At 59.8% G+C, this 24720-nt stretch carries 24 protein-coding genes and 1 pseudogene; 9 read left to right on the forward strand and 16 right to left on the reverse strand.

The window, feature by feature from the left end:
- Positions 1 to 276: 276 nt before the first annotated feature.
- The 3 genes from AB4N43_RS23300 to AB4N43_RS23310 are packed head-to-tail and all read left to right on the forward strand — an operon-like array spanning position 277 to position 3091.
- Positions 277 to 1383, forward strand: coding sequence for a GGDEF domain-containing protein (locus AB4N43_RS23300; protein WP_027922901.1), 1107 nt, complete (start codon positions 277 to 279; stop codon positions 1381 to 1383).
- Complete coding sequence (locus AB4N43_RS23305) at positions 1376 to 2311, forward strand: iron-sulfur-binding ferredoxin reductase (protein ID WP_027922902.1); 936 nt, start codon at positions 1376 to 1378, stop codon at positions 2309 to 2311. Before AB4N43_RS23300 ends, AB4N43_RS23305 begins: the two co-directional genes overlap by 8 nt.
- Positions 2312 to 2341: 30 nt before the next feature.
- Positions 2342 to 3091 (forward strand): enoyl-CoA hydratase-related protein, encoded by a 750-nt coding sequence (locus tag AB4N43_RS23310; RefSeq protein WP_410922448.1) that lies wholly within the window; start codon positions 2342 to 2344, stop codon positions 3089 to 3091.
- A 207-nt stretch (positions 3092 to 3298) separates the two neighbouring features.
- Here AB4N43_RS23310 and pyk read toward each other — a convergent pair whose 3' ends face one another.
- The gene (gene pyk / locus AB4N43_RS23315) at positions 3299 to 4750 is read right to left on the reverse strand and encodes a pyruvate kinase (RefSeq protein WP_027922904.1); all 1452 of its coding nucleotides are present in this window, start codon (positions 4748 to 4750) and stop codon (positions 3299 to 3301) included.
- 158 nt (positions 4751 to 4908) lie between these two features.
- Here pyk and AB4N43_RS23320 point away from each other — a divergent pair, with 158 nt between their 5' ends.
- Together AB4N43_RS23320 and AB4N43_RS23325 are read left to right on the forward strand one after the other, a co-directional pair.
- Entirely contained in the window at positions 4909 to 5283 is a 375-nt protein-coding gene (locus AB4N43_RS23320; protein ID WP_027922905.1) for a tetratricopeptide repeat protein, read from the forward strand.
- Positions 5284 to 5519: 236 nt separating this feature from the next.
- Positions 5520 to 5879 (forward strand): PilZ domain-containing protein, encoded by a 360-nt coding sequence (locus AB4N43_RS23325; RefSeq protein WP_027922906.1) that lies wholly within the window; start codon positions 5520 to 5522, stop codon positions 5877 to 5879.
- Between the two features lie 142 nt (positions 5880 to 6021).
- Here AB4N43_RS23325 and AB4N43_RS23330 read toward each other — a convergent pair whose 3' ends face one another.
- From AB4N43_RS23330 to AB4N43_RS23365, 8 genes are all read right to left on the reverse strand, one after another.
- Positions 6022 to 6411 (reverse strand): DUF6124 family protein, encoded by a 390-nt coding sequence (locus AB4N43_RS23330; protein WP_460151987.1) that lies wholly within the window; start codon positions 6409 to 6411, stop codon positions 6022 to 6024.
- Between the two features lie 308 nt (positions 6412 to 6719).
- The gene (locus AB4N43_RS23335; RefSeq protein ID WP_027922908.1) at positions 6720 to 6962 is read right to left on the reverse strand and encodes a hypothetical protein; all 243 of its coding nucleotides are present in this window, start codon (positions 6960 to 6962) and stop codon (positions 6720 to 6722) included.
- Between the two features lie 136 nt (positions 6963 to 7098).
- A complete protein-coding gene (locus AB4N43_RS23340) occupies positions 7099 to 8430 on the reverse strand; it encodes a DUF58 domain-containing protein (RefSeq protein ID WP_460151988.1) in 1332 nt (443 codons plus the stop codon).
- Entirely contained in the window at positions 8427 to 9428 is a 1002-nt protein-coding gene (locus AB4N43_RS23345) for an AAA family ATPase (RefSeq protein WP_027922910.1), read from the reverse strand. Before AB4N43_RS23345 ends, AB4N43_RS23340 begins: the two co-directional genes overlap by 4 nt.
- Entirely contained in the window at positions 9425 to 10588 is a 1164-nt protein-coding gene (locus AB4N43_RS23350) for a DUF4350 domain-containing protein (protein ID WP_460151989.1), read from the reverse strand. The genes AB4N43_RS23345 and AB4N43_RS23350 overlap by 4 nt, the downstream gene beginning before the upstream one ends.
- Complete coding sequence (locus tag AB4N43_RS23355; RefSeq protein WP_027922912.1) at positions 10585 to 12129, reverse strand: DUF4129 domain-containing protein; 1545 nt, start codon at positions 12127 to 12129, stop codon at positions 10585 to 10587. Before AB4N43_RS23355 ends, AB4N43_RS23350 begins: the two co-directional genes overlap by 4 nt.
- Positions 12116 to 13093, reverse strand: a complete 978-nt coding sequence (locus AB4N43_RS23360) for a stage II sporulation protein M (RefSeq protein ID WP_059182256.1) — start codon at positions 13091 to 13093, stop codon at positions 12116 to 12118. The genes AB4N43_RS23355 and AB4N43_RS23360 overlap by 14 nt, the downstream gene beginning before the upstream one ends.
- Positions 13090 to 13815, reverse strand: coding sequence for an RDD family protein (locus tag AB4N43_RS23365; protein ID WP_027922914.1), 726 nt, complete (start codon positions 13813 to 13815; stop codon positions 13090 to 13092). The genes AB4N43_RS23360 and AB4N43_RS23365 overlap by 4 nt, the downstream gene beginning before the upstream one ends.
- 181 nt (positions 13816 to 13996) lie before the next feature.
- On the opposite strand from AB4N43_RS23365, the gene sbcB reads away from it, so the two are divergent.
- Positions 13997 to 15427 carry an exodeoxyribonuclease I gene (gene sbcB / locus AB4N43_RS23370; RefSeq protein WP_460151990.1) on the forward strand — a complete coding sequence of 477 codons (1431 nt, stop codon included), beginning with the start codon at positions 13997 to 13999 and terminating at the stop codon, positions 15425 to 15427.
- Positions 15428 to 15526: 99 nt separating this feature from the next.
- Here sbcB and mvaT read toward each other — a convergent pair whose 3' ends face one another.
- A complete protein-coding gene (gene mvaT, locus AB4N43_RS23375) occupies positions 15527 to 15904 on the reverse strand; it encodes a histone-like nucleoid-structuring protein MvaT (RefSeq protein WP_007945872.1) in 378 nt (125 codons plus the stop codon).
- Between the two features lie 338 nt (positions 15905 to 16242).
- On the opposite strand from mvaT, the gene purU reads away from it, so the two are divergent.
- On the forward strand, positions 16243 to 17091 hold the full coding sequence (purU, locus tag AB4N43_RS23380; protein WP_027922916.1) for a formyltetrahydrofolate deformylase: 849 nt from the start codon (positions 16243 to 16245) through the stop codon (positions 17089 to 17091).
- A gap of 87 nt (positions 17092 to 17178) precedes the next feature.
- The gene (locus AB4N43_RS23385; protein ID WP_172825932.1) at positions 17179 to 17355 is read left to right on the forward strand and encodes a hypothetical protein; all 177 of its coding nucleotides are present in this window, start codon (positions 17179 to 17181) and stop codon (positions 17353 to 17355) included.
- Here AB4N43_RS23385 and AB4N43_RS23390 read toward each other — a convergent pair.
- The 5 genes and pseudogenes from AB4N43_RS23390 to AB4N43_RS23410 form a co-directional block, all read right to left on the reverse strand.
- Complete coding sequence (locus AB4N43_RS23390) at positions 17342 to 18337, reverse strand: lysylphosphatidylglycerol synthase transmembrane domain-containing protein (protein WP_460151991.1); 996 nt, start codon at positions 18335 to 18337, stop codon at positions 17342 to 17344. The two genes, AB4N43_RS23385 and AB4N43_RS23390, sit on opposite strands and share 14 nt — an antisense overlap.
- Entirely contained in the window at positions 18334 to 19110 is a 777-nt protein-coding gene (locus AB4N43_RS23395; protein WP_027922918.1) for a DUF2334 domain-containing protein, read from the reverse strand. The genes AB4N43_RS23390 and AB4N43_RS23395 overlap by 4 nt, the downstream gene beginning before the upstream one ends.
- Positions 19103 to 20215 (reverse strand): glycosyltransferase family 4 protein, encoded by a 1113-nt coding sequence (locus AB4N43_RS23400; RefSeq protein WP_059182260.1) that lies wholly within the window; start codon positions 20213 to 20215, stop codon positions 19103 to 19105. The genes AB4N43_RS23395 and AB4N43_RS23400 overlap by 8 nt, the downstream gene beginning before the upstream one ends.
- A 199-nt stretch (positions 20216 to 20414) precedes the next feature.
- On the reverse strand, positions 20415 to 21179 hold the full coding sequence (locus tag AB4N43_RS23405) for a methyl-accepting chemotaxis protein (RefSeq protein WP_430539927.1): 765 nt from the start codon (positions 21177 to 21179) through the stop codon (positions 20415 to 20417).
- Positions 21180 to 21320: 141 nt separating this feature from the next.
- Positions 21321 to 22304 (reverse strand): annotated as a pseudogene (locus AB4N43_RS23410) (HAMP domain-containing protein); the annotation flags it as partial.
- A 184-nt stretch (positions 22305 to 22488) separates the two neighbouring features.
- Here AB4N43_RS23410 and AB4N43_RS23415 point away from each other — a divergent pair.
- Positions 22489 to 23976 carry a helicase HerA-like domain-containing protein gene (locus AB4N43_RS23415; RefSeq protein ID WP_027922921.1) on the forward strand — a complete coding sequence of 496 codons (1488 nt, stop codon included), beginning with the start codon at positions 22489 to 22491 and terminating at the stop codon, positions 23974 to 23976.
- 106 nt (positions 23977 to 24082) lie between these two features.
- On the opposite strand, the gene AB4N43_RS23420 is transcribed toward AB4N43_RS23415, so the two are convergent.
- Positions 24083 to 24538, reverse strand: a complete 456-nt coding sequence (locus AB4N43_RS23420) for a DUF721 domain-containing protein (protein WP_027922922.1) — start codon at positions 24536 to 24538, stop codon at positions 24083 to 24085.
- Positions 24539 to 24720: the final 182 nt, after the last annotated feature.

Here is a 24720-nt window from a genome sequence, read left to right on the forward strand (position 1 = left end):
AAAAGGCGCGGCAGTATACCGCGCCTCGCGGGCGGGTACACGCGCCGGCAGTCAATCGTTGGTCGCATAATGCCCCGATCCCTGTAGCCGCAGGCTTCGCCAGCGGCTACAGGGATCGGGGCAAGGGTTGAATTTTAGGGAAAACGGGCCATGCTTTTGACGCCAGTTTTTTGCCCCGAAAATTGAATGGTCATTTGTCCGGCTCGCCACTAAAGTGGCAGACGGCCTGTAGAGTAGGACACTCAAACAGCCTCTTTTCGCATGGTGAGTCAACGATTGACCCATAACGCCATCCAACGGCTTTTACTCAAACGCTTTGCCCTCGCTGCCGGCACTTACGCCCTGGCTTTGATGTTGCTGTGGCTGGCATTTTTCACCGGCCACTACAACGAACCCGCAACCAGTGTTGCTGTCGGCACGGCCATGGTGATCATCAGCCAGGCGGCGTTGTTCGCGGTGTTTTACAGCGGCTGCAACCTGCGTTTTTCCGACCCCAGCCTGACCGAAGTGCAAGTGCTGATGGGGCTGGGCTGGCAAACCTGGCTGATCGCCAATCTGGATGAAGCACGCGGCGCGTTCCTGGTGTTCTATGTGCTGATTCTGCTGTTCGGGCTGTTCCATCTGTCGCGTCGAGCGTTGGTGCGGTGTGCGCTGTTGGTGTTTTTCAGTTTCAGCGCGATCACGCTGTGGGAGGGCTACCGCTTTCAATTGCCCGACCCGGCGCTGGCCGGGTTGCAAGTGTCTGTGCTGTTTATCGTGTTGATCTGGCTGGTGCTCTACGCCCGCTATGTCCAGGCGTCGCGTCAACGCATGCGGCAACGGCGCTTCGCGTTGCAAGCGCACCAGGACACCCTGCGCGGGATGATGCGCCAGCTCGAAGACCTGGTCGCCACCGACGAACTCACCGGGCTGTTCAACCGCCGCCATTTTCTGCGCCTGGCCTCCCGCGAACTCAATGCCATGGACGCCGGCGTGATGCATGGCCTTGCCTTGATCGACCTTGACCACTTCAAACGCATCAACGATGTGCACGGCCATGCGGCGGGCGATCAGGTCTTGCAAGCCTTTGCCGGTGTCGCGACCGCATGCCTGCGCGACGGCGACGTGTTGGCGCGTTATGGCGGCGAAGAATTTGTGGTGCTGGTGCCCGATTGCGATGCCGAACGCTTGACCGCGTGCTGTGAACGGTTGCGTATCGCCTTCACCGATGTCGAGTTGATCGGCCTCGATGTCGCCCATCTCAGCTTGTCGGCGGGCATGACATTGCTGGAACTGGGCGACGATCTTGACGATGCCTTGCAGCGCGCGGACCAGGCGCTTTACCGCGCCAAGCGTGACGGGCGCAACCGGTGCGCGGCGGCCTGGGAGAACGTCGATGCCTGAGTTACGCGTCGGCGAGCGCCACTTTACGGTGGCGCCGGGCAGCAACCTGCTCGACGCCTTGAATCAAAACGGCGTGCCGGTGCCCTACAGTTGCCGTGCCGGCAGTTGCCATGCCTGCCTGGTGCAATGTGTGCAAGGCTTGCCGGGCGACAGCCGCCCGGATGCCTTGAGCGCCGAGCAGCGCCAACAAGGCTGGCGCCTGGCATGCCAATGCCAGGTAGTCGAAGACCTGCACGTGCACACCTTCGACCCGCAACAGGACGGTCGCCCGGCCGAGGTGGCCGCCGTGGATTGGTTGAGCGCCAGTGTGTTGCGTTTGCGCCTGACCCCCGAGCGTCCGCTGCGCTATAGCGCTGGGCAACATCTGGTGTTGTGGGCCGGCAACGTGGCGCGGCCTTATTCATTGGCCAGCCTGCCGGAAGAAGACCGCTTTCTGGAATTTCACCTGGATTGCCGTCAGCCGGGGGCATTCAGCGATGCGGCCCGTCAGCTGAAAATCGGTGACCCGATTCGCCTCGGCGAACTGCGCGGCGGGGCCTTGCATTACGATCCGGACTGGCACACTCGACCGCTGTGGCTATTGGCCGCCGGCACCGGTCTTGGCCCTTTGTTCGGAGTCTTGCGCGAAGCCTTGCGTCAGGATCATCAGGGCGCTATCCGCGTCATTCACCTTGCCCATGATGCCAATGAGCATTACCTGGCCAAACCCCTGCAAGCCATCGCCGAGGGCCGTGAAAACCTCAGCGTCGAACACTGGACCCCGGCCGAGTTGCCGCAGGCATTGGCGCAACTGCGGCTTGTCTCCCGGCAAACCCTGGCCTTAGTCTGCGGAGCCCCCGACAGTGTCGACGCCTTTTCCCGGCGCCTGTACCTCGCGGGTTTGCCGCGCAATCAACTGCTGGCCGATGTGTTCCTGCCTCGTGGTTGAGCGCTGATTTTTTCAGACGCGAGACCCACCATGACCGATGCCATCCAGATTGAACGCGAACGCGGTGTGCTGACGCTGCGCCTGAATCGCCCCGAAAAGAAAAACGCCCTGACGCGCGCCATGTACAGCCACTTGGCCGAAGCGCTGAAGCAGGCCGACACCGACCCTGAAATCAACGCCGTGCTGATCGCCGGCAGCGCCGAGTGCTTCACCGCCGGCAACGACATCGCCGACTTCATCCAGCAACCGCCGGGCAACCTCGACAGCCCGGTGTTTCATTTCATGCTCAATTTGCTGGAATGCCGTAAACCGGTAATCGCTGCGGTGGCGGGTGCGGCGGTGGGGATTGGCACGACGATGCTGCTGCATTGCGATCTGGTGTATGTCAGTCGGGATGCTCGCCTGAGGATGCCGTTCGTCAATCTCGGGTTGTGTCCGGAATTCGGCTCCAGCCTGCTCCTGCCGCGTTTGATTGGGCATGCCAAAGCGGCGGAGTTGTTGCTGCTGGGTGAAGGGTTCAGCGGTGTACAAGCGGCCGAGTGGGGAATTGCCACCGAGGCGTTGGGCAGTGGCGAAGCGGCGTTGGCCAAGGCGCGGGAGATGGCGTTGCGCTTTGAATCGTTGCCACCGGAAGCGGTGCGCATCAGCAAGCAATTGATGAAAGCGCCGGACCGGGAATTGCTGCGCAAGGTGATAGAAGAAGAGGGCGCGTTATTCACCCAGCGGCTGCGGTCGCCAGAAGCGTTGGCGGCGTTGACCGGGTTTATCAAGCGGCATTGAATCTTCGGTGACTGGGCCGGCCTCATCGCGGGCAAGCCCGGCTCCCACAGTGGTGGGTAGTGATCACAAACTGGAGTTCGACTCAAAACCTGTGGGAGCCGGGCTTGCCCGCGATGAGGCCCGCCCAGACAACCCAGCTGTTTGACCAGAATGCAAAAAGCCCCGCCATTCACATGGCGGGGCTTTTGTTTTTCAGCGGCCGGTCACTCAGACCATCGGGTCGCCAACGTGCAGGATTTTCATCCCGTTGGTGCCGCCGATGGTGTGGTAGCTGTCGCCTTTGGTCAGGATGACCCAGTCGCCTTTCTCCACAACGCCGCGCTTGAGCAACTCGTCGATCGCGGCCTGGCTGACTTGCTCAGGCGGCAGCGATGCCGGGTCGAACGGTACGGTGTAGACACCCCGGAACATGGCCGCGCGGGCCTGGGTTTCGCGGTGTGGGGAGAACGCGTAGATCGGCACCGAAGAGCGGATGCGCGACATGATCAACGGCGTGTAGCCACTTTCGGTCAGGGCGATGATCGCTTTCACGCCCGGGAAGTGGTTGGCGGTGTACATGGCCGCCAGCGCGATGCTCTGGTCGCAGCTTTCGAACACTTTGCCGATACGGTGGCTGGAAGTCTTGCTGGTCGGGTGCTTTTCAGCGCCGACGCAGATGCGCGCCATCGCCTGAACAGCTTCCAGCGGGTACAGACCGGCAGCACTTTCGGCCGAAAGCATCACGGCGTCGGTGTAGTCGAGCACGGCGTTGGCCACGTCGGACACTTCGGCGCGGGTCGGCATCGGGTTCTGGATCATCGACTCCATCATCTGAGTCGCCACGATCACAGCCTTGTTGTGGCGGCGTGCGTGCAGAATGATTTTCTTCTGAATGCCCACCAGCTCAGCGTCGCCGATTTCCACACCCAAATCACCACGGGCAACCATGACCGCATCGGACGCCTGGATCAGCGCGTCGAGGGTTTCGTCGTCAGCCACGGCTTCGGCGCGTTCGATCTTCGCCACCAGCCAGGCAGTACCGCCGGCCTCGTCGCGCAGTTGACGGGCGTATTCCATGTCGGCGGCGTCACGCGGGAAGGACACGGCGAGGTAGTCGACTTCCATCTCGGCAGCGAGTTTGATGTCGGCCTTGTCTTTCTCGGTCAGGGCCGGTGCGGTCAAACCACCGCCGCGACGGTTGATGCCTTTATGGTCGGACAGCGGACCGCCGATCAGCACGGTGCAGTTCAGCTCGGTGGCGGTGGCGGTATCAACGCGCATTACCACGCGACCGTCGTCGAGCAGTAGCTCGTCGCCCACGCCGCAGTCTTTGACCAGGTCCGGGTAGTCGATGCCGACCACTTGCTGGTTGCCTTCGGTCAGAGGATGGCTGGTGGAGAAGGTGAATTGATCACCGATCTTCAGCTCGATCTTCTTGTTGGCGAATTTGGCGATACGGATTTTCGGGCCTTGCAGGTCACCCAGCAGGGCAACGAAGCGGCCGTGCTTGGCAGCGAGGTCACGCACCAGCTTCGCGCGAGCCTTGTGCTCGTCGGGGGTGCCGTGGGAGAAGTTCAGGCGGGCGACGTCCAGGCCAGCCAGAATCAGCTGTTCGAGAACTTCCGGCGAGTTACTGGCCGGGCCAAGGGTAGCGACGATTTTGGTACGACGGACGGACATTCAAAGACTCCTGAGTTCAAGCGCTGAGTGAGGCTACTATGCTCCGTGGGTGTAGTCATTGTTCGTATGCACTACTTTTTCGTTTGTTTATTGAAATGAACATTCCTGAAGATTTTCGCCAGCAGGCCGATACAGCGCTCAAGACAGGAGATCCCCCCATGCGATTTGCGCTCATTGCCGTCCTTGCCCTCAGTGTGACGGGTTGTGCCCGTTGGTCGATGAACCATCATTTAAACCTCGCGTACAGCGCCTACGACCGTGGCAATTGCGAGCAGGTCATGCTCGAACTGTCGAAAGTCGAGCGCTCCAGCCGTGCGCGGCCTTATGTGTGGCCGGAAGTGTCGATGATGCGCGGCCAGTGCCTGGAACGGCAGATGCTGTTCGTCGATGCGGCGCAGACTTACCAGTACATCATTGCCACCTACCCGCAAAGCGAATACGCCTACCGCGCCCGCGCTCGTCTGGAAACCCTGCAGAGTACGGGCCATTACCCATTGCGCAACGCTGCGAGCCCACGCCCGGCGACGTACTGATTGCCGTTTTCCCTGGCCGCTCGGCGGGGGTGAGCTATAGTCCAGGAGATCGGTTTTAGAGCCTTGCCTTTAAAGCCGAGGTCATACCTGTGATCGGCAGGAGTAAGCGTCAGCGGTTGCACGGACTGTCGCACCGGGAACGGGGAGAGCGTGTTCACTTCCATGGACGAAATGGAAGAGCCCGTTCCGAAGCATTAGTGCGGCCCTGCTTAAGGGCCTTGCTGGGCCATTTGCGCATGTTTACCGACCGCCGGATCGAGCGGCATCAGCTGCCGTATTTCTTGAGAGTGTTCAACAGCGTCACCGACAAACCCATCGGCTTTCTCGGCAACGTGTCTGCAGACGGGCTGATGCTCATCAGTCAGTTGCCCATGATGGTGGGTGTCGACTTTGACCTGCGTCTGAAAATCCCCGCCACCGACGGTTGCCAGCAGGTCATTGACCTCACGGCGTGTTGCCTGTGGTGCCATGAAGACGCAACCCCCCACCATTACGACGCCGGGTTCAGCCTGCAACGGGCACCGCCGGAGTATGGGCAATTGGTGGAGGCGCTGACGCAGTACTTCAGTTTTCAGCCGATGCCGGCGTCTGCCTGAAGTTCATTGGCGTTTTCACCATCGCCATCGCGGGCAAGCCCGCTCCCACAGTGTCTGGCGTCGTTCACAAAACTGTGTGTTCGCCGCCGATCCCTGTGGGAGCGGGCTTGCCCGCGAAGACGTCAGCACAATCGACGGGTAGTTAAGCGGCGGTTACCTTGATCGCCTTCTCGTTATCCAGCGACCGCTCCACCAGCATCAACCCCAACTCACTCATCCGATAAATAGCCATCGCCAGATGCCGCGGCGTGTTGTCCAGGCTTTCAGCTAGGTCGAGTAGCAAAATGCTGACCGTCGAAAACGTTTCGTAGGTCTCGATGGTCAAGGCTTCGGGATTGGCGTCCGGGACAACGGTGAACATTTTCATGTGTCTTTCCTCATTAGCGCTTTCGTCGGCAAAGCACGATTCAGTGTTTTTCCGTTTGAGATAGTGATCTAGAGCTTTTTTGGCAGCTTCGTGGAGTTTTCTCGAATCGAGGAAACTGTAGGGGGAAGGAAGATTCATTCTGGGTAACACGGATCTGGGGGGCATTGGTTCACTCCTTGTTGGGCTACACCACTTCTGTACGAGACGAAATGGGTGGCGGTCGGTAGGAGAACCTTATGTTGGGACGGGGCTTGCCACAATCAGACAGGGTCGATGAGATCTGTAGGCAGTGGCGCTTCATTATGTAGTCGTTTGCACGGCTATGCTCCACCATGTGGCGGGTGCAAAAAGTGGGTTGCCTGTCATGAATGTATGACGTCGCGTGGCGGAGCATCTTCCCCTAGCTATTAGGCGATAAAGCGCTAGGGGAACAGCTGAGGAAAGACGGCAGGAAATTGAAGGTTAGCTAGGCGTTAGGATCCGGGCTTTTTTGGATTCCGTGGTTCATTAAAATCTGTAGAGATAGAGAGGAGTGCCAACGTTATAAATTCTTGGTTTCGATCGAGTGCTTCCAGCGCACCTTGGATGTTACCCGCTACTTCGATAGCCCCATGTTGCTCCACCCAATTTGATAGCTCTTCTACTGCCGCTCCCAGCGCCAGTTGGTTCTCATAGATTTTCGTCAGCACTGAAGCGAATATAGTTTTCTCGTCCATGAACAATTCCTTGTGATTGAGATATGAGGCTGTTAGTCAGGTTTTTTTCGATTTTTAGGATGAGCGGAAGTGATTAGTGCTCGTTTACAGTATTTATTTGCATCTCAAGACCAGACCAATCAATTGCGGCTCGCCATTAAATTGTTCCGGCTTTTTTCCAACCTAAATAGCGAGTCACCAATTCTGCCCCCAACTCCATTGGTTGGGCATCAAGCACTGGCACTCCATGAGCGCTCAACCGCTCATGGAGTTCTGCCCGTGCATTCAGGTAATCCACCGTCCCGCAATACGTCAGCGCCTCCGGCAAGGTTTGCACCGGCGCGTGCCGCAAATGATCGAGCAAGTCTTCACGCAAACTCGCCACCAGCACCCGATGTTGCTTGCTCAGGCGTTTGACCGCGGTCAACAACTCTTCATCATCTTCATCGCGCAGGTTGGTGACCAGCACCACCAGTGCCCGGCGTTTTTGGCGGGCCAGTAGTTGCGTGACGGCCGCCTGGTAATCGGCGGGGCGTTGGGTGCTGTCGAGGTCGTAGACGCTGTTGAGCAAGACGTTCAATTGGCCAGTGCCTTTGACCGGGGCCAGGTAATGCGCGCGGTCGCTGGCGAACGTACTCAGACCCACCGCATCGCCCTGGCGCAGGGCGATGTAGCTGAGCAAGAGGCAGGCATTGAGTGCGTGATCGAAATGCGCGAGTTCGCCGTCCTGGCTGCGCATGTGCCGGCCGCAGTCGAGCATGAAGATAATCTGCTGGTCTCGCTCGTCCTGATATTCGCGGGCGATGGGTGTGCGTTGGCGGGCGGTGGCTTTCCAGTCGATCTGGCGCAGGCTGTCGCCTTCACGGAACTCTCTCAGTTGATGAAATTCGAGGCCCAGCCCCCGACGTTGTTTTTGGCGTACACCGAGCTGGCTGATCCAGTTGTCCACCGCCAACAGTTCGCCGCCATAGAGGCGAGCGAAGTCGGGGTAGACGCGGGTGGAGTCGACTGCGTTCAGCAGGCGTTTGTCGGACCATAATCCGAGCGGGCTGGGCAGGCTGATTTCGCAGTGTTCGAAGCTGAAGTGGCCGCGTTTGAGCGGGCGCAGTCGATAGCCCATCTGGCTCTGTAGGCCGGGTTGCAATTCGACGGTCAGCGGCAGGTTTTCAACACTCAGTCCCGACGGCACATGGTCGAAAAGCTGCACGTTCAGCGGTTGGGTGAACGCATGCTCAACATCCAGTCGCACTTCACTCCACCGACCCAACGCCAGGCTGCCGGGCATGTGTCGGCGCAGGCGCGGCGAGGGCAGGCGTTTGAGGCGCAAGGCGTCGAGCACGGCCAGCGCGAACAGGGCCAGCAGCAGTCCCCAGTTGATCGACAGAAGGGGCGATGGGACGGTGATGTCCAGCGCCCGCGACGCGCCCAGCACGATGCCGATGGCCAGCAGGATTGCGAGCCAGATCAGCAGCAGGCGCGAGGGTTTCACAGGCGCGGCGCCGGTACTTGGTCGAGCAATTGCCCGAGCACCTGATCGACGTCCAGCCCTTCGATATCCAGCTCCGGCGCGATGCGTACGCGATGACGCAATACCGCCAGCGCACAGCCCTTGATGTCGTCCGGAATCACAAATTCACCGCCACGCAGCAAGGCACGGGCCCGGGCGCAGCGCACCAGTGCAATGGACGCCCGAGGACCGGCGCCGAGGATCAGGCCGGGCCAGGTCCGGGTCGCGCGGGCCAGGCGTACGGCGTAGTCGAGCACCTGGTCGTCCAGCGGCAAGTCGCTGGCAATGCGCTGCAAGGCCGACACGTCTTTGGCTTGCATCAGGGTGCGCAGCGGTTGCACATCGAGCATGTCGGCGCGGGTCGAGCGGCTGACCTGGCGGACCATGTTCAGCTCTTGCTCGACGTCGGGGTAATCCATGCGCACCTTGAGCATGAAGCGATCAAGCTCGGCTTCGGGCAGGGGATAGGTGCCTTCCTGTTCGATGGGGTTTTGCGTGGCGAGCACCATGAACGGTTGCACGATGGGCAGGGCGCGGCCTTCCAGGGTGACCTGGCGTTCCTGCATGGCTTCGAGCAGCGCGGCCTGGGTTTTCGCCGGGGCGCGGTTAATCTCGTCGGCCAGCAGCAGGTTGGTGAACAACGGGCCTTTACGCAATTTGAACTGCTCGGTGTTCAAGTCGTAGACCGCGTGCCCGGTGACATCGCTGGGCATCAGGTCGGGGGTGAACTGGATGCGTGCAAACTCGCCGCCGAAGCACTTGGCGAGGGCGCGCACCAGCAAGGTCTTGCCCAGCCCCGGCACGCCTTCGAGCAGCACATGACCGCCGGCGATCAGCGCTGTCAGCACGTCGTCGATCACGGTGTCCTGGCCAATCACGGCTTTCTGCAATTCGCCGCGCACCGCCTGGGCCAGTTGACTGGCACGCTGGCGTTGCTGGGCGACGTGAGTCGGCGAACCGGGCTCGATCTGTTCACTCATAGCGTGTTCCTCAAGGTTTGCAGGTGGGCGACCTGACGGCTGAAGTCAGCGCTGGACAGCCGCTGTTTCGGTCGCGGGCTCATGGCCTGGCTGATAGCGCGTGTGGGTTGGCCGGTCAGGCGTGCGAGCACCAGCCATTGTTCGGCGACGCCGAGTTGTTCGAAACCGGGATGACGGCGCCGCACACGGCGCAGGATGTCTTGTTGCAACGCTTGCAGCAGGTGCTGCTGACCCTGGCGACGCAACATGAAATCGGCGCTGGCGCGCAGGTGCTCCTGGAGTTGGCGACGGCCTTTCGTGGCGGGCTCCAGCAGCGGCCCCTGGCGTACGCCAACGTGCCAGAACCCGAGGGCGATCAGCGCAATCAAGGCCACCAATGCCTGTGGGAAATAACGCCACAGCAAGGTCAACAGGCTGTCGTGATCGGTGTTGAACAACAACGTCACGCGTGTGTCCGCCGTCAGATACCACAGCAGCCAGGCGTTGTCGTACTGGTCGATGGCGGGGGTTTTCCACAGGTCGGCGTCGGTGACCACGATGATCGAACCGAGCCCGTGGTTGAGCTGCATCATGTGCGTGGCCTTGCCGCTGTTGGCCCAGGATTGCGCGAGGTTCTTCGGGTCTTCGAGGTGGAATGCCGTGTCGAAGCTGGCGTAGGCCGGTGCTTCTTCATCTTCCAGATACAGCTTGGTCAGTTTGGGATAGGGATCGTCGAGGATGTCGGGCGGTGGCTCCTTGAGGTCTTTGCTCAAGGTCTGGTGCAACTGCACCCGGTCGAGCAGCAGATCGTTGCTCTGGCCGGTCTTTTCATCCCACAACGACTGGGCGACAAACAATAAGCGGCCACCGGCCCGAGTCCAGTTCATCACCTGATCAATCTGGCGTGGGGTCATGTTGTAGCGGTCACCCAGCAATAGCAGGCTGTGCTGACGGGGATCGAGGGTGGGTAACACGTCAATTCCGTTGGCATGGCTGACGGTCAGGCCCTGCTTGCGCAAAAATTGTTCAGCGGCGAGGTAAGGATTGGCCTGCGCTTCAGGCGATGGGCCGTGATCGATTTCCTCCTGAAAGGGCGTGGCTTTCAGGTACAGGTAAATACCCAGTGCGCCGACCAGCAGGGCGATGACCATGCCGACAAACAACCCTGAACGCCGGCTCAATGGGCGGCTCCCGGGCCGAACAACGTTCGCCAGCCGTCACACAGTTCCTGTTGTGAATGCGCGGGTGGAAGACGATGACCGTAAGCCATGTTTTGCCAATGACGAGTCAGGGTTTTACTAAAGGCCAGCAACGCCGGTTGTTGCAGTTGTTCGATGCGTTGGAGGACTTCGCCTTCGGTATCGGCGGTTTTCAGCGCGATGTGGTGGTCGTGCAGCAAGTGGCTGAGCAGGGCGCGATAGAGCAGACCAAGGGCTGCGCGAGGATCGGTTTGCCAGAGGCTTTCGGCGCTGGCGGCAATGTCGTCGGGCAGGGTTTCACGGTTGAGGTCCAGGCCAAAAGCCTGCTGCGGTATTGGACGGGCGATTTTTCTTTTCAATGAGGGGCGACGACTCACGAACGCCTGCAACCAGTCACGGTAACGCCAGATCAGCAGGCCGACGCCAGCCATCACCGCGCCCCACAGCAGCACTTCAATCAAGGTGGCGAGGACGCCGAACCGCTGGCTGTCGAGCAGTGCAAGCAACGCCTTCAGCCATTCGGGTGTCTTGCTGTCGTCCGTGGTTTTGGTATCGGGTTTTTCTTCGCCAAACCGATAGCGGGTCACCGTTTCCTTGTTTTTGAACGGTGGCTGTTCGAGGAGGGCCTTGATGCTGTCTTTTGACGCCTGGCTAGTCAGCGGTTGATTGAGCAGGCGTGGGCTGTCCGGTGTGATGATGGGCTCAGCGGCCCAGACGTGTTGTGTGCCCGGTATCCACAGGATTGCCGCCAGCAACAGGGTAAGGGCGGTTGTGCTGAGGCGTTGGCGCAAACGGCGGAACACCAGTTCGATGTCCCACGCTTCCAGCACCGTGCGGCGGTTCAGGTAAAGACTGAAGCCGCAGGCCACATAGATCGGCTCCCAGACCATCAGCACCAGCACGTAAAAAGCATTGATAAGGTGTTCCAGCCATCGCCAGTCCTGCACGGCGGCGGTGATCAAGGTCTGCCAGCTCCAGTCGAGTTCGATCTGCTGCGGCAGGAGCAGGTAGAACAGCACCATCAGGCCAATCCACAGCGCACTCTCCAGGTGCACGCCGATAATGGTCAGCCATTGCGCGGCACCGGCATTGCGCTGCAGCAGTACCTGCAAGCGCTGTTCGCGCGCGTGACCGTGGAGGCCTTCGAGTTGCACCACCGGCATGACAAAACTACGGCTCAGGCTCAGGCGGCGCCAGGTCAGGCTGGCCAGCAGTTGCGGCTTGAGCAGGCGCGGCCATTCGCGCAGCGCCTGTTTGAGTGTCGGCGTTTCACCGAACAGGCTTTTGGACAGGATGTACAACGGCAAGCGATCGAACGCCGGTTTGAGCCACCAGAAGAGGAACACGGCAAGGGACGGCGAATCCCAGAAGATTGCACTGAGCAGGGCGAAGATCGGCAAGGTGACGATGGCCCAACTGGTCATCAGCAGGCGACGATGGCGCTGGCTCATCAGCACGCCCAGGTCCATGGCTTCCCAGGTGGTGCGCGGACGGATCACGACGGTGGCGTCACTCAGGCGCATGGCGAGTTCGTCCGGCAAACAGCAAATAAGTCGCGACCAACGCCCAGAGCGCGGCGCCGACCAGGTATTTGGTCATGGGCTCCGGTGCTGTCATCGACGACCAGTACGCTTCGATAAACGCCGCAATCAACAGAAACACCATCACGCCGCAGATCAGCAGTACGCTCTTGCGTGCCGCCAGTCGCAGCGCTTCGGCGCGGGGCAGGCGTCCCGGCGCGATCAAAGCCCAGCCCAGTTTCAGGCCGGCGGCACCGGCCAGGGCAATGGCCGTCAGTTCAAAAGCACCGTGGCCGATCACGAACGACCAGAAGGTTTGCCCGTAGCCGACGTGCGTCAGGTGCCCGGCCACTGCGCCGATGATCAAGCCGTTGAACAGCAGGAAAAACGCGCTCCCCAGACCGAAGAACAAACCGCTGGCAAAGGTCTGAAAGGCGATGCCGATGTTGTGCATGATGTAGTAACCGAACATCACCCAGTCTTCACTGGCGGCGCGTTCCGCCGTGCGTCCCAAATGGCCGGCGACGGGGTCGTACATGCTTTGCATCTCGCTGACCTGCTCGGCCGGGATCAGGTTGTAGACCAGGTCCGGGAACAGATACACCAGCAGCGCGAAGCTGATCAGACTGCCAAAAAACATCAGGCCGGCGGCCAGTACGAACCGCCACTGTTCACGCACCAGGCGCGGGAAGTCGGCCAGGATAAAGCCCAGTAGGTTGGCGCCCAGTTGACTGCGGTGCCGATACAGCTGTTGATGCCCACGCAGCACGAGTTGCTGCAAGGAATCGATCAGGAAACTGCTGTAGCCGCGTTCCCGAGCCAGCGCCAGGTGTTGGCAAAGCTGCCGATAGTCCTTGGGGAAACCGGCGATTCGGGAGACGTCCTTGCCGCGCTCCAGTCGATCCAGTGTCAGGGAAAACTGTTCCCACTCGGCCCTGTGGTGGGTTTCGAAATGGCTTTGCTTCATGCGGGCCCCAACAAGCCGCGGGCGATGCCATTGAGTGCGACCACCGCGTGTGGCGCAGAGACCTGCAACGGTTGAGCCAGGATCGACGCCAGTTCATGTGTACGCGCCTTGGAGAGTTCACCCTGGCGTTCGGCGAAAGCGAGGATGGCGCGTTGTTCGGGCAGGGTCAGGGTGAAGGCCGGACGCAGGGGGGTGGCTTCGGGCAGTTGCGGTCGGGTGAGCGGTTGTTCGCGGTAGATCACCAGCGTGCCGGCGGCCAGGTCGCCGAGGCGTTTGAAGGTCGGGTGTTGCAGGCAGCTGATGGCCCCGAGGAAATAGCCGAATGGCAGCAGGTCGACAAATCGCAACAGGTTGCGCAGCAGCGAAGCGGACCAGCCGATCGGCGTGCCGTCGTCCTGCACCACGCGCAAGCCCATCCACTGTTTGCCCGGCGAGCGGCCCTGATTGAGCACTTCGAACAGCACCATGTACCACCAGCTCACCCCGAACAGCAGGATCGAGCCCAGCCCGGCGCCCAGCTTTCCGAGAAACGCCAACACGATAAACAACAGGCCGAGGATCAGCCCGCGTATCCCTAAATCAATGGCGAACGCCAGCGCACGGACCATCAACCCGGCCGGGCGCAGTGGCAAGTCGATGCCTTCGGGCGTTTCGACTTGATACCGCGTATCCAGTGGCGGGGACAGCGTCGCTTTCCTTGGCAGTGCTGTGGTCTCGAGCATGGGCAACCTTATGTGGCCTGTTCGGGATTCAATGTCTACCCGATGCTAGCAGCCTCTCGGGGGAAAACGACATAACTATGTATTGCACGGTGAGTGGCCAGAGGTGATTGAATGACAGATTACTGGCCGGGGCGGGATGTGAACGCCTAGACTTTGCCGATCTTCAGTTCAGGAACAGCCCGTGACCTCGATCTTCTGGTACGACTATGAAACCACTGGCATCAACCCCCGTTGCGATCGTCCGCTGCAAGTGGCGGGGATTCGCACCGACTTCGATCTCAATGAAATAGACGGGCCGGTCAACCTTTACTGCCAGCCCAGTGAGGACATCCTGCCGCATCCGGCGGCGTGCGCCATCACCGGAATCACGCCCGCTCGACTCGCCGAACAGGGCTTGAGCGAAGCGGACTTCATGACCCGTGTGCATGCCCAGTTGGCAGCGCCGGGCACGTGCGGTGCGGGTTACAACACGCTGCGTTTCGACGACGAGATGACCCGTTACAGCCTGTATCGAAATTTTTTCGACCCCTATGCCCGCGAGTGGCAGGGCGGCAACAGCCGCTGGGACCTGATCGATGTGGTGCGTGCAGCGTATGCCTTGCGGCCCGACGGGCTCGTTTGGCCGACGGATGAAGAAGGGCGAGTAACGCTCAAGCTCGAACGTCTGACCGCCGCCAACAATATTGATCATGGCAATGCCCACGAGGCGCTGTCGGACGTTCGCGCCACCATTGCGCTGGCGCGGCTGATTCGTGAAAAACAGCCGAAGTTGTATGACTGGCTGTTCAAGTTGCGCAGTAAGCAAAAGGTGATGGACCAGATCCGCCTGTTGCAGCCGATGGTGCATATTTCCGGGCGGTTCTCGGCCGCGCGCAGTTACGTCGGCGTGGTGCTGCCCCTGGCCTGGCACCCACGCAACAAGAACGCCTTGATTGTCTGTGACCTGCATCTGGATCCTCAGGGCCTGCTGGATCTGGATGCCGAGACCTTGCGTCAGCGCCTGTATACCCGTCGCGATGAGCTGTTCGAAGGCGAACTGCCGGTGCCGCTTAAACTTATTCACATCAACAAGTGCCCGGTGGTCGCACCGTTGTCGGTACTTCGACCTGACGATCAGCGACGTCTGGGGCTGGACATGGCGCTTTATCAGGAACGGTCGCTGCGGCTAATCGACGCACAACTAGTGTGGCGAGATAAAGTGCAGGCGATTTATGCCCGCGAAGATTTCACGTCGAGCCAGGACCCCGAGCAACAGTTATACGATGGTTTTATCGGTGATCGGGACCGGCGTCTATGTGAGCAAGTCCGAACCGCGGACCCTGCCCAATTATCACAAGAGCAGTGGCCTTTCGATGACGAACGCTTGCCGGAATTATTGTTTCGATATCGCGCACGCAACTTCCCCGATACGTTGAATTCCGAGGAGCAAGCGCGTTGGCAATTATTCTGTCAGCAACGTCTGACAGTGCCCGAATGCGGGGCACCCAATACGCTGAATAGTTTTACAGAAGCCACGGCCCAATTGCATGAAACTGCTACATCGTTTCAGCGAGAGGTGCTCTATGAATGGCAAAATTATGTCGAAGCATTACGCAAACGTTTGAATCTTTGAAAACGAAAATAGACATGCCTCAATGGCAGGCATAAAAAAACGCCAGCTTTCGCTGGCGTTATTTTTTGTCACGCTTTTATCTGTGACAAGCGCTATGGCTTAGCCCAGCAGGGTAGCCCAGCCTTCAACCACGTCGCCGCCCCACTTGGCTTTCCACTCTTTCAGAGTTTTGTGGTTGCCACCTTTGGTTTCGATGACTTCGCCATTGTGCGGGTTTTTGTATTGTTTAACTTTGCGAGCACGCTTGGTGCCAGTAGTTTTTACTGCACCGCCGCGTGGCGCTTTGGATTTGGACTCTGGATCCAACAGCGCGATGATGTCACGCAGGGACTTGGAGTATTCGCCCATCAGGGTGCGCAGTTTGCCTTCGAATTCCAGCTCGGTTTGCAGTTTGTCGTCTTGGGACAGGTTCTTCAAACGGGCTTGCAGCTCTTTGATAGCTTCTTCGGTGGCACGATATTCGTTGATCAAGGACATGAGGACTACCTTATGTTGGAGACTGGATGGCAGGGGGACAGTGCCGCAATAATAGTCAGGGTGTTTCATCAAGTAAACATTTAACCGGCGTTTTAATTAAATTAGTTGTCAGGAATAGGGCGCAGATTGAAGAGCTGATTAAATAGTGTGATGCAGTCATCACAGATCTTCACAAATGGACTCTTGATATCGACTAAAAGATCACCACCGCGCGGGGAACGGGTGCTTTCCTGGCCGGCTCCACAGACCGTGTGCCAGGCAAGACGTCATCAATACTGCAGTTTTGTTGCGTAATCGCTAGAATGGCGGCCTTTGCGAAGTTCTGGAGTTTCCCCCTCATGCGCACTTTTCGGCTGGTGATTGCTTGCCCGGACCGCGTCGGCATCGTTGCTAAAGTCAGTAACTTTCTGGCGTCACATAACGGCTGGATCACCGAAGCGAGCCATCACTCGGACAACCTCAGTGGCTGGTTCTTCATGCGTCACGAAATTCGTGCCGATTCGCTGCCTTTCGGTATCGAAGCCTTCCGCGAAGCCTTTGCACCGATAGCTGAAGAGTTCTCGATGAATTGGCGCATCACCGATACCGCACAGAAAAAACGCGTGGTATTGATGGCCAGCCGCGAATCCCACTGCCTGGCTGACTTGCTGCACCGCTGGCACAGTGATGAACTGGACTGTGAAATCTCCTGCGTGATTTCCAACCACGACGACTTGCGCAGCATGGTCGAGTGGCACGGCATTCCTTATTACCATGTGCCGGTCAATCCACAGGACAAAGAGCCGGCGTTCGCCGAAGTCTCGCGTCTGGTCAAACAGCACGATGCTGAAGTGGTGGTACTTGCCCGATACATGCAAATTCTGCCGCCGGCGTTGTGCAGCGAATACGCGCACAAGGTCATTAACATTCACCACAGCTTCCTGCCTTCATTCGTTGGCGCCAAGCCGTATCATCAGGCCTCCCTGCGCGGTGTGAAGTTGATCGGCGCAACCTGCCACTACGTGACCGAAGAGCTGGATGCCGGCCCGATCATCGAGCAGGACGTGGTGCGTGTCAGCCACAGTGACAGCATTGAAGACATGGTGCGTTTCGGCCGTGACGTCGAGAAAATGGTGTTGGCACGCGGTCTGCGTTATCACCTGGAAGACCGGGTGTTGGTACACGGCAACAAGACAGTCGTGTTCTGATAACAGTGCATTACAGTTGAAATTCGAAGGGCCTGGGCGTTCAATCGCTTCAGGCCCTTCGCCGTTTCTGCACTGAGGACATTGACCATGGTCGATCCACTGGACAAAGCCACTTCCAAGGCGCCCGCTACTTTGGGCGAAGGTTGTCTGAGTCGTTATGACCCTGATGACATGAGCCCGGAAGACGGTACGGAGTTCCCCGGTGCTGCCGAGTTGTGGGAACAGTTACAGCAAGCCCCTGAAGACAAGATCAAGCCTGCTTGAACTTCATCAACTTCCTCAATAACGGCCGCCCCAGCATCAATAAAAACACGGGGCCACCCGCGATCAGGTAGAAGTAATAAGTCACCGCCCGCCAGATCAGAATCGCCGCTGCGGCGGTTGATTTCCCCACCATCGGCGCCAGCAAGGCGGCCGACGTCAACTCCGCCGCCCCGGCACCGCCCGGTAGCAAGCTGAATTGCCCTGCACTCAGTGAGAGCATCTGGATCAAGAAAGACCAGGCCCACTGCACATCCGCCCCCAGCCCGCGCAATGCCAGGTACAACACGCTGTAGCGCAACACCCAATGCACGCAGGTCAGCGCAAACACCGTGATCAATGTCTGCAAGGGCAACTTCAATGTGTCCGTGAATGCGGCGAGGAAGTGCAGGAGTTTTCGTGCCCAGCGCAGGCGCGTTGTGCTTTTTACATTCAGACGAGCCAGTAACCGCCCGCTCAGGCGAATCAGCAGTCGATGGTAGCGCGCAACCATCACGCAGCAGATCAACCCACCGAACATCGAAATCACGCTGACGGTCAGTAGCCACTCCATGCGCTGGCTGAGGTGCTGGAACAGCGCATAAATCAGAATCCCGCTCAGCGCACAGAGAAAAAACAGCAGATCACTGAGTTGATCCATGGCGAACACCGCGCTGCCCCTGGCCGGTCGCACGCCATGGCGTGCCAGCAACGCCATGATCGCCAGCGGTCCGCCGCTGCCGCCGGGTGTGGCGCAATAGGCAAACTCGGCGGCCATGACGACGCCGAGGCTTTTGAGCGGGCTGACCTTGTTGCGCTGATCGCCCAGTAACAGGCGCAGGCGCAGGGTGTTTACCCCCCAGCACAGCAGAATCATGCCGAACATGATCAGCAGCCAACTCACTGGAAAACTTTGCAGCCGCGCCCAGGTTTGGTTGCCGCCCAGCAGCAGCGGGATCAGCACCGCCGCCAGCAGGGCGACGAACAGCAGAATGCCCCGGCTCATGCGGCGCGGCCGAGCGGGGCGCGTTGCCGCGCCAGCCATTGCGATTTGGTCATCGGTACGCGCCCGCCATCGAGCAAACGCTTGAGGGTTTGCAACCAGTAATGCCGGGAGAACTCATGGCGCATGTCCACCGGGTGCAAGCCCAGCCGAATGACCGGCGCCTCGCGCCATTGTTGTTCGCGCTGATCGCTGAGCAGTTTCGACAGGCCCCGGCGCCAGGCACTGCGCGCACTCCAGACCAGGCCGGGTGCATCCATCGGTGTGAAATCCGGCAGTTGATATAGATGCTGCGAATCACTGGTGTAGCGCAGTGGCAGTTGGCGCAAGGCCTCGCGGGTTCCTTCGCTCATCAGCCAGGCCGGGGCGACAAAACCTTCCAGCGGCCAATTGTAACGATCAAAGACCTCAATGCCGGCGCGCAACCGGTCGAGCGCGGCGCGTTGTGACAGGGTGTAAAACTCGCCTTCATGGGTGTAGATCCGACGCATGAACCAGTCTCGCGGGGTGTCGGGCGGAGGGCCCTCATCGCAATGAAAGTAGCCGTGCAAGGCCAGTTCGTCACCTCGTGCAACACGATGGGTGAGCACACGTCGAAATTCCGGATGAGCCTCAAGGCCGTTGTGTTTGTGAAAATCCGGCACCACCAGCCAGGTCATCGGCACCTCGCCCAAGGCGTCGACGGCTTCAACGAACGGTTGATAGTCGGCCAAGGTGGGCGGCGCAACGTCATGCAGTACCAGTAAGACGCTGGGTGGACTCATCGGGTTAACCATGGGCCACCAGCGGCCATTGGCTGCCGAGAACGGCGTGATAGTGCCCCAGCAGGCTGTTGACCACCATGTCCCAGCTGTATTGGCGCTCGACATGACTGCGCGCTGATTTCCCCAGCGCCACGCTGCCCTGGCTGAACAACTCGCGAACGGCGTCGGCCATGGCTGTTGAATTGTTCGGCGTGCAAAGCAAACCGCAGTGCTCGGTCACAATTTCCGGAAAGGCACCGGCCGCCACGGCGACCACCGGAATACCGCTGGCCATGGCTTCGAGTATCACCAGCCCGAACGTTTCCTGGTCGCCGGCATGCAACAAGGCATCGGCGCTGGCCATCAAGCGCGCCAAGTGTGCGGCCGGGCAGAACCCATCGACCACCGTGACGTTGTCCGGCACCGTGGCCGGCATCGACGAACCCACCAGCAGCAGGTGAAAACGCGGCCCCAGACGTGCCATGCACTTGAGCAGCACCGGCAGGTTTTTTTCCTTGGAACCGCGCCCGGCGAAAATCAGCAGATGCGTATTTTCATCAATGCCCAGTTCGGCGCGCAGGCCAGGGTCCCGGGCATCGGGATTGAAGGTGTGCAAATCCACGCCCAGAGGTTGGACATAGACGTTTTTCACGCCCAGCCCGCTCAATTTGTCGGCCATGACCCGGCTCGGCGCCAGCACCCGGTCGAAGTTGCCATAGAGCTTGCTGACATAGGCCTCGACATTGGTGGTAACCCAATTCCCCATCCGGTTGCTGACCAGCAGCGGCAAGTCCGAGTGATAAAAACCGATAACCGGGACATCCAGTTGGCGCCGCGCGTCGAGTGCGGCCCAGGCGGTGAGGTACGGGTCGCCCACTTCGATCAGATCAGGCTGTAAATCCTGCAGGACATTTCGCCAGGGAGCGAGGCGGAGGGGAAAACGATAACCCTTGCCAAAGGGCAGGGCGGGGGCGGGAACTGTGTAGACGCCATCCGTTTCACTCAGGTGTGCGCCTGGAATCAACAGACTGTGGCGAATGCCTGGCTTGATCACCAGGCGACGGTGCTTGGCATCCAGATACGTGCGCACGCCACCGCTGGCCGGGGCGTAGAACATGGTGATGTCCGCGATATGCACGATGAGCGGCCCTCCGGTCTGTTGTTCTCCCTTGATTGACCTTTATGAAGGATAGATGTTCGGCTGGGGTTTTGTGGTGGGGTGTTAGCGGGGCTTTTGTGGTGTTTGATAGACCGCTATCGCGAGCAGGCTCACTCCCACAGGTTCAGTGCAAAACCTTATAGGAGTGAGCCTGCTCGCGATGGGGCCCTAACTGACACTAGATACGGAAACTGCCGACCAGCTGCTTAAGCCGCGAAGCCTGCTGCTCAAGATCCGAGCACGCGCGCAACGTCGATTGCAGGTTCTCCACGCCTTCCTGGTTCAGCGTATTGATCTCGGTAATGTCGACGTTGATCGACTCCACCACCGCTGTCTGCTCTTCCGTCGCGGTGGCCACCGACTGGTTCATCCCGTCGATTTCGCCGATGCGCAACGTCACACTGTTCAACCGCTCGCCCGCCAGGTTGGCGATTTCAACGCTGTCCTGACTGTGGCGCTGGCTGTCGCTCATGGTGCTGACGGATTCGCGGGCGCCGACTTGCAGCTCCTCGATCATGGTCTGTACCTGTTGCGCCGATTCCTGCGTGCGGTGCGCCAGGTTGCGCACTTCATCTGCTACCACCGCGAAACCGCGGCCGGCTTCACCGGCACGGGCGGCTTCGATGGCCGCGTTGAGTGCCAGCAGGTTGGTTTGCTGGGAAATGCTGGTGATCACTTCGAGGATCTGGCCGATGTTCACGGTTTTGCTGTTCAGCGATTCGATGTTGGTGCTCGAGGCGCTGAGCATGCTCGACAGCTGATTCATCGCTTTGATGCTGCGGTCCACCACTTGCTGGCCATCTTCGGCCAGGCTGCGGGCATCGCTGGCCTGACTCGACGCTTGCGCGGCGTTGCGGGCGATTTCCTGGGCGGCGGCCCCGAGCTGATTGATCGCGGCGGCGACGCTGCTGGTGCGCGAGGCCTGCTGATCGGAGTTGAACATCGACGAGTTCGAGGCGGCCACCACGCGCAGTGCCACTTCGTTGACTTGCCCGGTGGCCGAGGACACTTCGCGAATTGAGGTGTGAATACGTTCCACAAAACGGTTGAACGCGGTGCCGAGGATGCCGAATTCGTCGTTGTTCTGGATGGTCAGGCGTTTGGTCAGGTCGCCTTCACCGTCGGCGATGTCTTCCATGGCGCGGGTCATGACGTGCAGCGGCTGGATCAGGATGCGAATCAGCATGCCCAGCAGCGCGATGATGATCGCCACGGCAATAATGGTCGCGACCACGGCGGATGCACGGAACGAACTGAGCATCGAGAAGGCTTTGTCCTTGTCCACCGACAGGCCGATGTACCAGTTGACCGATGGCAGGCCTTTGATCGCGGTGAAGGTGACGATACGGGTCTTGCCGTCGACGTCGACCTCACTGAAGTCGCTGCTGATGCGCGGGGTATTTTTCGGGTACGCCTCGCCCAGGGACTTCATGACCAGGGCTTTGTCCGGGTGCACCAGGATTTTACCGTCGGCGCTGACCAGGAAGGCATACCCCATGCCGTCAAAATCACGGGCGCTGAGGGTGTCGATCAGGGTTTGCAGGCTCAGGTCGCCGCCCACCACGCCGACGCTTTGCCCGGCCTTCTTCGAGGCGGTGGCGATGGAGATGATGGTCTGGCCAGTGGCCGCGTCGATGTACGGTTCGGTCAGGGTCGCGGTGCTGCTGCTTTCGGCACCTTTATACCAAGGGCGAACCCGTGGATCGAAGCCGGCCGGCATCTTGGCGTCGGGGCGAATGGTAAAGCTGCCGGTGGCATCGCCCAGGTAGGACGCCATGAAGGTCGAGGTCAGGGCTTTCTGCTCAAGCAGGCTGGCGACATTGGACTGTTCTGGGTTGATGGCGATGTTTTGAGCGAGGTTATCGATCAGCAGGATACGACCGGCCAACCAGGTCTGGATGTTGTTGGCGGTGACGTCGCCCATCTCATTGAGGTAATTGTCCAGGTCTTCGCGGATGGCGTTGCGCTGTAAATAGTCGTTGTACAGGGTGAACGAGGCGAAGGCAGCAATAACAATGAGGGCGGCGGCAAGCAAAATTTTATGGCTGAAGCGCAGGTTTTTGTTCATGGCTTGGGGTTCCGCTAAGGTCTTATTGTTCAGGGCGTGCTTTTATAAAGGCACGCAAAACGGGCAGGGTGAAAAGCAGCTGATAGTTCTGTCCTGTCCTTAGGGAATACCGGCGCTGATTTCTGTGAAGTCTCGTTTTTTGTATCGGCCGCGCCGGATCAAAGATTAACCATTAGGTGACCAAATGCCTGACTCATCGCAACTCGTTCTCGGTGCCGACCTTGCCGGCCAGTCCATCGCCCAGGCCATGCGTCTGGCAAATCGTCACGGCCTGGTCGCCGGCGCTACCGGGACCGGTAAAACCGTCACCTTGCAGCGCATGGCCGAAGCCTTCAGCGACGCAGGCGTGGCGGTGTTTGCCGCCGATATCAAAGGCGATCTGTGTGGCCTCGGCGCCGCTGGCACCCCCCAAGGCAAGATCGCCGAGCGCATCGCCGGGATGCCGTGGCTGAACCACAAGCCCCAGGCGTATCCCGTGACGCTGTGGGACATTCATGGCCAGTCCGGTCATCCATTGCGCACCACCTTGAGTGAAATGGGCCCGTTGTTGCTCGGCAGTCTGCTGGAACTGACCGACAGCCAGCAGTCGGCGCTGTACGCGGCGTTCAAGGTGGCGGACCGCGAAGGGCTGTTGCTGCTCGACCTCAAGGACCTCAAGGCGCTGCTCAATCACCTGCGTGATAACCCCGAATTGCTCGGCGATGACGCCGCGTTGATGACCACCGGTTCCAGTCAGGCGCTGTTGCGGCGGCTGGCCACGCTGGAGCAACAAGGCGCCGAAGCGCTGTTCGGCGAACCGGCGCTGCAACTCGAAGACATTCTGCAACCAACCGCTGACGGTCGCGGGCGCATTCATTTGCTGGATGCCAGTCGTCTGGTTCACGAAGCCCCGAAGGTGTACGCGACATTCCTGCTGTGGCTGCTCGCCGAGCTGTTCGAGCAATTACCGGAGCGCGGTGATGCGGACAAACCGCTGCTGGCGTTGTTTTTCGACGAAGCCCATTTGCTGTTCGCCGGGACGCCCAAGGCGCTGCAGGATCGACTGGAACAAGTGGTGCGGCTGATTCGCTCGAAAGGCGTGGGCGTGTATTTCGTCACCCAATCGCCGGGTGACCTGCCGGATGACGTGCTGGCTCAGTTGGGGCTGCGCATCCAGCACGGTTTGCGTGCGTTCACCGCCAAGGAACAGAAGTCCCTGCGCGCCGTGGCCGAGGGCTTCCGGCCGAACCCGGCGTTCGATGCCTTGTCGGTGTTGACCGAGCTGGGGATCGGCGAGGCGCTGGTCGGGACGCTGGCCGATAAAGGCACGCCGGAGATGGTTCAGCGTGTGTTGATCGCGCCACCACAATCGCGGATCGGGCCGTTGAGCGAGGCCGAGCGTGCGGCACTGATCGCCGGTTCGCCGTTGCAGGGACGCTACGACAAGCCGATAGATCGGGAATCGGCCTATGAAGTGCTGATGGGGCGTAAGGGGTTGGCACCTGATCCCGAGGCCGCGCCGTCCAAACCTGCGCCCCAAGAGCCAAGTTTCACCGAACAGGCCGGGGAGTTTCTCGGCACGGCGGCCGGGCAGGCCCTGAAGTCGGCGATGCGACAGGCGGCTAATCAGTTGGGCCGACAATTGGTACGCGGGTTGATGGGGTCGTTGCTCGGCGGCAAAAAAAGCCGCTGAACCTTGTAGGAGCATGGCTTGCCCGCGATGAACGATAACGCGGTGTATCTGTTGCACTGCGGCGCGCCCATCGCAGGCAAGCCCAGCGCCTACAGAAATCGGTGTGTCAGGTCTTTGGTTTTGCGTGCGCCGCAAGGCGTTCCAGCGCAGCCCGCAGATTTGGATCGCTGATCCCGTCGGCCGTGGCCTGAATGGTCGCGCCCGCATCGGACGACAAACTGATGGTGTGCCCCGCCGCGCCTTGTTGCACGGTCGGTGGCTGCACCTTGAACAGAATCCGGGTCAGGCTGGCAAACTCGTCAAACATCTGTAACTGGCGTTGCAGACGCTTTTGCTGATAGCGCAGGCGCGTTGCCCAGTGTCCGTCGGTGACGATCAGCAACAAACTGCCTTCGCGCCACGAAGCAACATGGCAGTGTTCGCGAGCGGCGGGCTGCAGCTGGCTTTCGAGCAGGCGTTGTAAATGACCCAGGCGTTGAGCGTGGCCAAAAATAGCTTTCAGCGGCTTGGCTTCGCGAAGCAGAACGGCGGGTGCTCTGGCCGTAAGAGGGCGAAATGCCATGATCAGACACCTGAAGTAACAGAGCCGCTATGGTAGCAGAAAGCACCTCCTGCACCTGACCCATTGCTTTGCGCGCGCTTTACCCATTAAATCAACAAGTAACTTCTGCCGTGAACGGCTTGAAGTTCAGTAAAAAGCCCTTATTTTAAGTGAGCCCCGTTACAGCGCAGTGCATGCATCGT

The sequence above is a fragment of the Pseudomonas sp. S2_B07 genome (assembly GCF_054668435.1).

Excerpts from the sequence above, each read along its gene's own strand:
- AB4N43_RS23305 (WP_027922902.1), top strand. The coding sequence starts at position 1,376 with ATGCCTGAGTTACGCGTCGGCGAGCGCCACTTTACGGTGGCGCCGGGC.
- AB4N43_RS23310 (WP_410922448.1), top strand. The coding sequence starts at position 2,342 with ATGACCGATGCCATCCAGATTGAACGCGAACGCGGTGTGCTGACGCTG.
- pyk (WP_027922904.1), bottom strand. The coding sequence starts at position 4,750 with ATGTCCGTCCGTCGTACCAAAATCGTCGCTACCCTTGGCCCGGCCAGT.
- AB4N43_RS23320 (WP_027922905.1), top strand. The coding sequence starts at position 4,909 with ATGCGATTTGCGCTCATTGCCGTCCTTGCCCTCAGTGTGACGGGTTGT.
- AB4N43_RS23325 (WP_027922906.1), top strand. The coding sequence starts at position 5,520 with ATGTTTACCGACCGCCGGATCGAGCGGCATCAGCTGCCGTATTTCTTG.
- AB4N43_RS23330 (WP_460151987.1), bottom strand. The coding sequence starts at position 6,411 with ATGCCCCCCAGATCCGTGTTACCCAGAATGAATCTTCCTTCCCCCTAC.
- AB4N43_RS23335 (WP_027922908.1), bottom strand. The coding sequence starts at position 6,962 with ATGGACGAGAAAACTATATTCGCTTCAGTGCTGACGAAAATCTATGAG.
- AB4N43_RS23345 (WP_027922910.1), bottom strand. The coding sequence starts at position 9,428 with ATGAGTGAACAGATCGAGCCCGGTTCGCCGACTCACGTCGCCCAGCAA.
- AB4N43_RS23355 (WP_027922912.1), bottom strand. The coding sequence starts at position 12,129 with ATGCGCCTGAGTGACGCCACCGTCGTGATCCGTCCGCGCACCACCTGG.
- AB4N43_RS23360 (WP_059182256.1), bottom strand. The coding sequence starts at position 13,093 with ATGAAGCAAAGCCATTTCGAAACCCACCACAGGGCCGAGTGGGAACAG.
- AB4N43_RS23365 (WP_027922914.1), bottom strand. The coding sequence starts at position 13,815 with ATGCTCGAGACCACAGCACTGCCAAGGAAAGCGACGCTGTCCCCGCCA.
- mvaT (WP_007945872.1), bottom strand. The coding sequence starts at position 15,904 with ATGTCCTTGATCAACGAATATCGTGCCACCGAAGAAGCTATCAAAGAG.
- purU (WP_027922916.1), top strand. The coding sequence starts at position 16,243 with ATGCGCACTTTTCGGCTGGTGATTGCTTGCCCGGACCGCGTCGGCATC.
- AB4N43_RS23385 (WP_172825932.1), top strand. The coding sequence starts at position 17,179 with ATGGTCGATCCACTGGACAAAGCCACTTCCAAGGCGCCCGCTACTTTG.
- AB4N43_RS23390 (WP_460151991.1), bottom strand. The coding sequence starts at position 18,337 with ATGAGCCGGGGCATTCTGCTGTTCGTCGCCCTGCTGGCGGCGGTGCTG.
- AB4N43_RS23395 (WP_027922918.1), bottom strand. The coding sequence starts at position 19,110 with ATGGTTAACCCGATGAGTCCACCCAGCGTCTTACTGGTACTGCATGAC.
- AB4N43_RS23405 (WP_430539927.1), bottom strand. The coding sequence starts at position 21,179 with ATGTTCAACTCCGATCAGCAGGCCTCGCGCACCAGCAGCGTCGCCGCC.
- AB4N43_RS23415 (WP_027922921.1), top strand. The coding sequence starts at position 22,489 with ATGCCTGACTCATCGCAACTCGTTCTCGGTGCCGACCTTGCCGGCCAG.
- AB4N43_RS23420 (WP_027922922.1), bottom strand. The coding sequence starts at position 24,538 with ATGGCATTTCGCCCTCTTACGGCCAGAGCACCCGCCGTTCTGCTTCGC.